5 protein-coding genes are annotated in these 6725 nt (G+C 72.5%); 4 read left to right on the top strand and 1 reads right to left on the bottom strand.

Annotation, left to right across the window (positions count from 1 at the left end):
• Positions 1–232: 232 nt before the first annotated feature.
• Positions 233–1681, top strand: a complete 1449-nt coding sequence (locus ACWGH1_RS26030; RefSeq protein ID WP_453409043.1) for a carboxylesterase/lipase family protein — start codon at positions 233–235, stop codon at positions 1679–1681.
• Between the two features lie 9 nt (positions 1682–1690).
• On the opposite strand, the gene ACWGH1_RS26025 is transcribed toward ACWGH1_RS26030, so the two are convergent.
• On the bottom strand, positions 1691–3151 hold the full coding sequence (locus ACWGH1_RS26025; protein WP_453357161.1) for an alpha/beta hydrolase: 1461 nt from the start codon (positions 3149–3151) through the stop codon (positions 1691–1693).
• Between the two features lie 267 nt (positions 3152–3418).
• Here ACWGH1_RS26025 and ACWGH1_RS26020 point away from each other — a divergent pair, with 267 nt between their 5' ends.
• The 3 genes from ACWGH1_RS26020 to ACWGH1_RS26010 all read left to right on the top strand — a co-directional run bounded on the left by ACWGH1_RS26020 (position 3419) and on the right by ACWGH1_RS26010 (position 6725).
• On the top strand, positions 3419–4303 hold the full coding sequence (locus ACWGH1_RS26020) for an alkaline phosphatase family protein (protein WP_453357160.1): 885 nt from the start codon (positions 3419–3421) through the stop codon (positions 4301–4303).
• 2 nt (positions 4304–4305) lie between these two features.
• Positions 4306–5607: an MFS transporter gene (locus tag ACWGH1_RS26015; protein ID WP_453409042.1), complete on the top strand. Its 1302-nt coding sequence runs from the start codon at positions 4306–4308 to the stop codon at positions 5605–5607.
• Between the two features lie 86 nt (positions 5608–5693).
• A complete protein-coding gene (locus tag ACWGH1_RS26010; protein WP_453355454.1) occupies positions 5694–6725 on the top strand; it encodes a TolB family protein in 1032 nt (343 codons plus the stop codon).

The following is a 6725-nucleotide window of genomic DNA, read 5'->3' as shown; positions in this document are numbered from 1 at the left end:
GCGGGGGGGCCGCCGGCGGCCGCGGCGGCCGCCGACAGCAGGAGGGGCAGCACGCCGGTCCGTACGACGCTTGTGAGGGGGCGGTCAATCCACATGGCTCGCATGACCGGTCCAACCCGGTACGTGCCGGGCCCGGTCACGCCTTGTCACCCTTCGGGCGGCTGTGCGACCGTGCCCGGAACACCGGATTCGGCGCCCCCGGGAACGGGGGAGACGCCTCCAGGAGGACACCATGAGTTCAGCGGGCGACCCCCGGCCCCGGGCCGGCACCCGGTACGGCGTGGTCGAGGGCCGGCCGGCGGAGGGCGGCATCCGCGTCTTCCGCGGCATCCCCTACGCCGCCCCGCCCGTCGGGGCCCTCCGGTTCGCCGCGCCCCGGCCGCCGGCCGCCTGGGAGGGCGTACGGGACGCGGGCGCGTTCGGGCCCACCGCACCCAAGGTGCCCTACCCGGACCGGTACGCGGCGCTGCTCGCGGACCCGGAGGTCCCCGGCGACGACTGCCTGAACCTCAACGTGTGGACCCCGGACCCGTCACGGGGAGCCGGGCTGCCGGTCATGGTGTGGATCCACGGCGGCGCCCTCACCCGGGGGTCCTCGGCCGTGCCCGTGTACGACGGATCGGCCTTCGCCCGGGACGGGGTCGTCCTGGTCTCGGTGAACTACCGGCTCGGCGTCCTCGGCTACGGAGTCTTCCCCGACGCCCCCGCCAACCGGGGCCTGCTGGACCAGATCGCCGCCCTCATCTGGGTACGGGACAACATCGAGGCGTTCGGCGGCGACCCCGGCCGGGTCACCGTCTTCGGGGAGTCCGCCGGCGCCACCAGCGTCGGGGCCCTGCTGGCCGCGCCCCGGGCCGCCGGGCTGTTCGCCGGCGCCGTCATGCAGAGCGGGCCGCCGGAGGTGCTGCCCCGCGAGCGGGTCCGCCCGATGGTCCGCAGGATGGCCGCGCTGCTCAAGGTGCCCGCCACCGCGAAGGCCTTCACCGCCGCCGCCCTGCCGGACCTGCTCGCCGCGCAGGGGGCCGTGCTGCGCCGGTCGAGCCCGGTCAGCGGCGGGCCCGCCTTCGGCCTGGTCGCGGACCCGGAATCGCTGCCGGCGGATCCGTCGGCAGCCGCCGCGGCCTCGGGCGTACCACTGCTGATGGGCTGGACCTCCGAGGAGCACCGGCTCTGGCTCGCGCCCACCGGCGCGATGCGGCTGCTGGACCGGCTCGGCCCGCTCGCGGTGGAGCTGGCCCGCGCCCGCAGCGGCAAGGACCGCGCCGCCGTACGGGCGCTGCGCGCCGCCCTGCCCGGGGCCGGTCCGGCGGACCTCGCCGGGCACCTGCTCACCGACCGGCTGCTGCGCGATCCGCTGCGCCGGATCGCCGGGGCCCGCCGGGCCGCGCCGAGCCACCTGTACGAGTTCCGGTGGTCCAGCGGTGTGCCGGGCCTCGGCGCCTGCCACGCGCTGGAGCTGGGCTTCGTCTTCGACACCCTGCACAAGCCGGAGTCGGCGTGGCTGGCGGGGCCGGACGCGCCGCAGGCCCTTGCCGACGAGATGCACGCGGCCTGGGTCCGATTCGCCGTCGACGGGGACCCGGGGTGGGCGCCGTGGGACGGCGACGGCCCGCCGAAGGTGTTCGGCGGGCCGTCGCGGGAGGAGCGGGACGCTCAGCGGGCCGTTGGGGTCATCCCGTAGGCCCTGCCGTCATTCGACCGGGCCCTCCAGCACCTTGCTGATGAACTGGATCGGGCCTTCGCCCATGTTCGGTACATAGGTGAAGGCGTTGTGCTCGCCGCCCGGAATCACCCTCAGGCTGGTGTGGATCGGCCCCTTGCCGTAGGTGGCGATGAACTTCTGCACGTCCGGCAGGGTTCTCTTGTTGTTCTCGTTGTCGCCGACCTGGAAGGCGAGGTAGACCTCCGGGCTGCCCTTCTTGTCGATGAGCTGCTTCGCCAGCAGCTCCGGGTTGTTTTCCGCCTTCTCCTTATCGTGGCCCTTCCACAGCAAGGAGTCGGGCACGATGTCCGGTCCGGAGCAGATGGCGGCCTTGAACTTCTCCGGGTACTTGAGCACGGCCTTGAGGCTCGCGAAGCCGCCGGTGGAGGAGCCCATGAAGGCCCAGCCGTCGCGCGACTTGATCGTGCGGAAGTTCTCCCGCATCAGGTCCGGGACGTCGTCGGTCAGCCAGGTGCCCATCTTGGGCTGGCCGGGGATGTCCGAGGCGTCCCAGTACTTGTTCGACTTCTCGCCCTCCGGGTTGAGCACCGGCATGGCCAGGATGAAGGGCTTGCTCTTGCCCTCGCTGTACCACTTGCTGATGCTCGCCTGGAGCTTGAGGTCGGTGCCCATCCAGTAGTTGACCGGGAAGCCGGAGCCGCCGGGCAGCGCGATCATGACCGGGAAGCCGCTCTTGGCGAACTTGGGGTCGTTGTACTCCTTCGGAGCCCAGACCCACACCCTGCCCTTGAAGCCGGACTTCTTGCCGTCCAGCGTGGTGACGGCGACGTGGGTACCGTCGGACAGGGTCGACTCGTTCTTGAACACGGCCGCCGGGCCCGTCGGCATCGACATCTTCGAGCTCGCCGCCGGCTTGGCGGCGTCCCCCGCGGAGGCGCCGGGCTGTGCCCCGAAGCTGACCGACTTCCCCTTGTCGCTGAAGGGAGGTATGTCGAAGTGGCTCATCACCAACGCCGCGACACCCGCGAGGGCGAGGACGGTGGTACCGGCGATCAGCCAGCGCTTGACCCTGGACTTGCGGCGCGGCGGCTCGTCGTACGGCGGCTCGTCGTACGTCTCGTACGCCCGGGTGTGCTCGTACTGCTCCTCGTACTGCTGCCCGTGCTGGTCGGGCCGGCGGTACTGGGGCTGCTGCTCGTACGGGGACGGCCCGCGCTGCGGGGGCGGCTGCTGGCCGTAACCCTGCTGCCCGTACCCGCCCTGGTCGTAGCCCTGTTCGCCCTGCTGCCGGCCGTACCCCTGCGGGGTGTCGTACTGCTGCGGCCGCTGCTGACCGCCCTGGCCCTGCTGCCCGGCGGGGCGGCCGCCGTACTGCTGTCCGTAGGGCCGGCTCTGCTGCTGCCCGTACGGCGGCTGTGGTGGCTGCGGTTGCTGTCCTTCCGGCCGGTACGGCGGCTGGTACGGCTGCCCGTCGGGTGAGTACGACATGTGCGGTGGCTTCTCCGGCTGGTACTGCCCCGTCGGGGCCGGGTGGACTGCTTTCCGTTCGAATGATGAACGAAACTACCTGCTGGTTCCGTATTTTGCCTTCTCTTGACCTTCCGGGGACTGTGCCATTGCCCATAGTCAAGAAGGAGGGCGGAGTTCCCGTTCTGTTCGCCGAGTATCCCTGGCCCATGCACATGCCCCTGGGTATGTTGCCTCAGCGCCGCCCCCCGAATCCCCCCCACACCGGAGGTAGACCCCGTGTTTGGCATGCCCCTTTCACCTCCCCGCCGTAAGGCCGCCTTCGCCACCGCCTTCGGCGTCACCGCCGCCGGCGCCGCCCTGTGGGCCGGCATCGGAGCCGCCGCCCAGCCCGCGCACGCCGCGGGCCTGCCCGCCCCGGACCACATCGTCGTCGCGGTCTTCGAGAACCACGCCTACAACCAGGTCATCGGCAGCTCCAGCGCCCCGTACATCAACTCCCTCAAGACCGGGGGCGCCAACCTCACCAACTCGTACGGCGTCACCCACCCCAGCCAGCCCAACTACCTCCAGCTCTTCTCCGGCTCCAACCAGGGAGTCACGGACGACAGCTGTTACACCCCCGCCTTCAGCTCCGCGCCCAACCTGGCCTCCGAGCTGATAGCCGCCGGCAAGAGCTGGACCAGCTACAACGAGACCCTCCCCAGCCAGGGCTCCACCACCTGCAGCAGCGGCAACTACGCCCGCAAGCACAACCCGTGGTTCGCCTTCTCCAACGTGCCCACCAGCACGGCGAAGACCATGACGCAGTTCCCGACGGACTTCACCACCCTGCCCAAGGTGTCCTTCGTCGTGCCGAACCTCTGCAACGACATGCACGACTGCTCCGTCGGCACCGGCGACACCTGGCTCAAGAACAACCTCAAGGCCTACGCGGACTGGGCCAAGACCCACAACAGCCTGCTCGTCGTCACCTTCGACGAGGACAACCGGCTCGCCGGCAACAAGATCCCGACCGTGCTCTACGGCCAGTCCGTCACCCCCGGCAGCACCTCCGCAACCACCTACAACCACTACGACGTGCTGCGCACCCTGGAGGGCCTGGCCGGGCTGACCAGCCATGCCGGAAACGCAGCCACCGCCAAGGACATCACGGGGATCTGGACTTCCTGACCATGTACGTTGCGGACAGTCGCGGCACACCCGCGCCCGCCGTGACCCCCGAGCCGCAGGCCGTCGCCCCGGGCACCAGCCCGGGGCGGCGCGCCGCGCTCGCGCCCACGGTCCTCGCCCTCGGCACGGTCAGCCTGATCACCGACGTCTCCTCAGAGATGGTCACGGCCGTCCTGCCGCTCTACCTCGTCGCCGGACTGGGCCTCACCCCGCTCGGCTTCGGACTCCTCGACGGCCTCTACAACGGCGTCAGCGCCCTGGTCCGGCTCACCGGAGGCCACCTCGGTGACCGCCTCGGCCGGCACAAGGCCCTCGCCGGCATCGGCTACGGGCTCTCCGCCCTGTGCAAACCGCTGCTGCTGCTCGCCCACACCCTGCCCGCGATCGGAGCGGTGCTCGCCCTGGACCGCACCGGCAAGGGACTGCGCACCGCCCCCCGTGACGCCCTGATCTCGCTGGCCGCCGCCCCCGCCGAACGCGGCCGGGCCTTCGGTGTGCACCGGGCCATGGACACGGCCGGCGCACTCATCGGGCCCCTGCTGGCCTTCCTGATCCTGCGGGGCGCCGCCGATGGCTACGACGCCGTCTTCACCGTCAGCGCCTGCGTGGCCGCTCTCGGCGTGCTGGTCCTGGTGCTCTTCGTACCCGGCGGCCGGACCCGGCCGGCCGCCGACGCGGCCCCCGTCTCGCTGAAAGCCTCCGTCGGACTGCTGCACGGCCCCGGCCTGCGCCGCATCACCCTCGCCGCGCTCCTCCTGGGCCTGTGCACCGTCAGCGACGCCTTCGTCTTCCTGCTGCTCCAGCGGGCCGGGCAGATCCCGGACCGGTGGTTCGCGCTGCTGCCGCTGGGCACCGCCGCCGCGTTCTTCCTCCTCGCCCTGCCGCTCGGCCGGCTCGCCGACCGGGTCGGGCGCCGCCGCGTCTTCCTCGGCGGCCACCTCGCGCTGCTCGCCGCCTACGGGCTGCTGCTGACCGGCGGCTCGCACCCCGCGCTGCCGTACGCGGTGCTCCTGCTGCACGGCGCGTTCTACGCGGCCACCGACGGCGTGCTCATGGCTGCCGCGGCCGCCGTCGTGCCCGGTGAGCACCGCGGGGGCGGTCTCGCCCTGGTCCAGACCGGCCAGGCCCTCGCCCGGTTCGCCGCCTCCCTCGGCTTCGGCGCCGCCTGGACCGTCTGGGGCGCCCGCCCCGCGCTGGCCGTGGCCGCCGTCCTGCTGGCCGTCGCCCTCGCCGGCTGCGCTCGGCTCTACCCCGCCGGAACAGACGCCGGAACGGAAGCCGAAGCAGTCGCCGACACCGGCTGAGCCCCCGCCCCTTGATCCCGCCCCTTCGATCCCCGCCCCTTCGATCCCCGCCGCCTCGAATCCCCCCGCGCGTCCGAAAGGCCCCCATGACCCTCCAACGCCGGATCCTGATCCTCGTCACCGCCGTCCTGGTGCTCGCCGCCGTAGGGGTGCTCGCCTTCCTGCGGGCCTCCTCGCGGGCCGACGAGAAGGGCCAGGCCCGGCCGGGAGGGCCCGCGGTCACCCGGGGCGAGGTCTCCCTGACCCCGGCGGACGGCGGCCCGCGGATCGTCTTCCGGAACATGGCGTGGGGTCCGCACCGCGACGAACTCGCCACGGCCCCGGCCGCCGCGCCCGGCGGACCCCGTACCGCCTCCGGGGTGAGCTGCCTGCGCTTCCACTCCGCGGCCGGCACCGGGATCTGCCTCCAGGCCGAGAAGGGCGGGGTCCAGGAGCAGTACCGGGCGGTCGTACTGGACGCGCACCTGGAGCAGGTCTCGGCGCACCCGCTCGCCGGGATCCCCACCCGGGCCCGCGTCTCGCCCGGCGGGCACCTCGTCGCCTGGACGGTGTTCGTCGGCGGGGACTCGTACGCCGGTACGAACTTCTCCACCCGGACCTCACTGCTCGACCTGCGCACCGGCCGCTACGACGCCTCGCTGGAGGACTTCACCATCGTCAAGGACGGCAGGACGTACCGGAACGCCGACGTCAACTTCTGGGGGGTGACCTTCGCCGCCGACGAGCGGACCTTCTACGCGACGCTCGCGACCGGCGGCCAGACCTACCTGGTCCGCGGCGACCTCACCGCCCGCACGGTGACCACGCTCCTCGAGAACCTGGAATGCCCCTCCCTGTCGCCCGACGGGACGAGGCTGGTGTTCAAGAAGCGGGTGCCGGGCCTGTCCGCCGACGCGCCGTGGCGGCTCTACGCCCTGGACCTGGCCTCGATGCGGGAGACCCCGCTCGCCGAGCAGCGCAGCGTGGACGACCAGGTGGTGTGGAAGGACGACCGGACCGTGGTCTACGCGCTGCCCGGCGACTTCGGCGCCGACCTGTACGCACTGCCCGCCGACGGCACGGGCGCCCCGGCCCCGCTGATGACGTCGGCCCTCGCACCCGCCTTCCTCGGTGGATAG

The sequence above is a fragment of the Streptomyces sp. NPDC054883 genome (assembly GCF_053610645.1).
The sequence above is the reverse complement of the archived record's forward strand: the minus strand, read 5'-3'. Positions and strand labels throughout refer to the sequence as shown.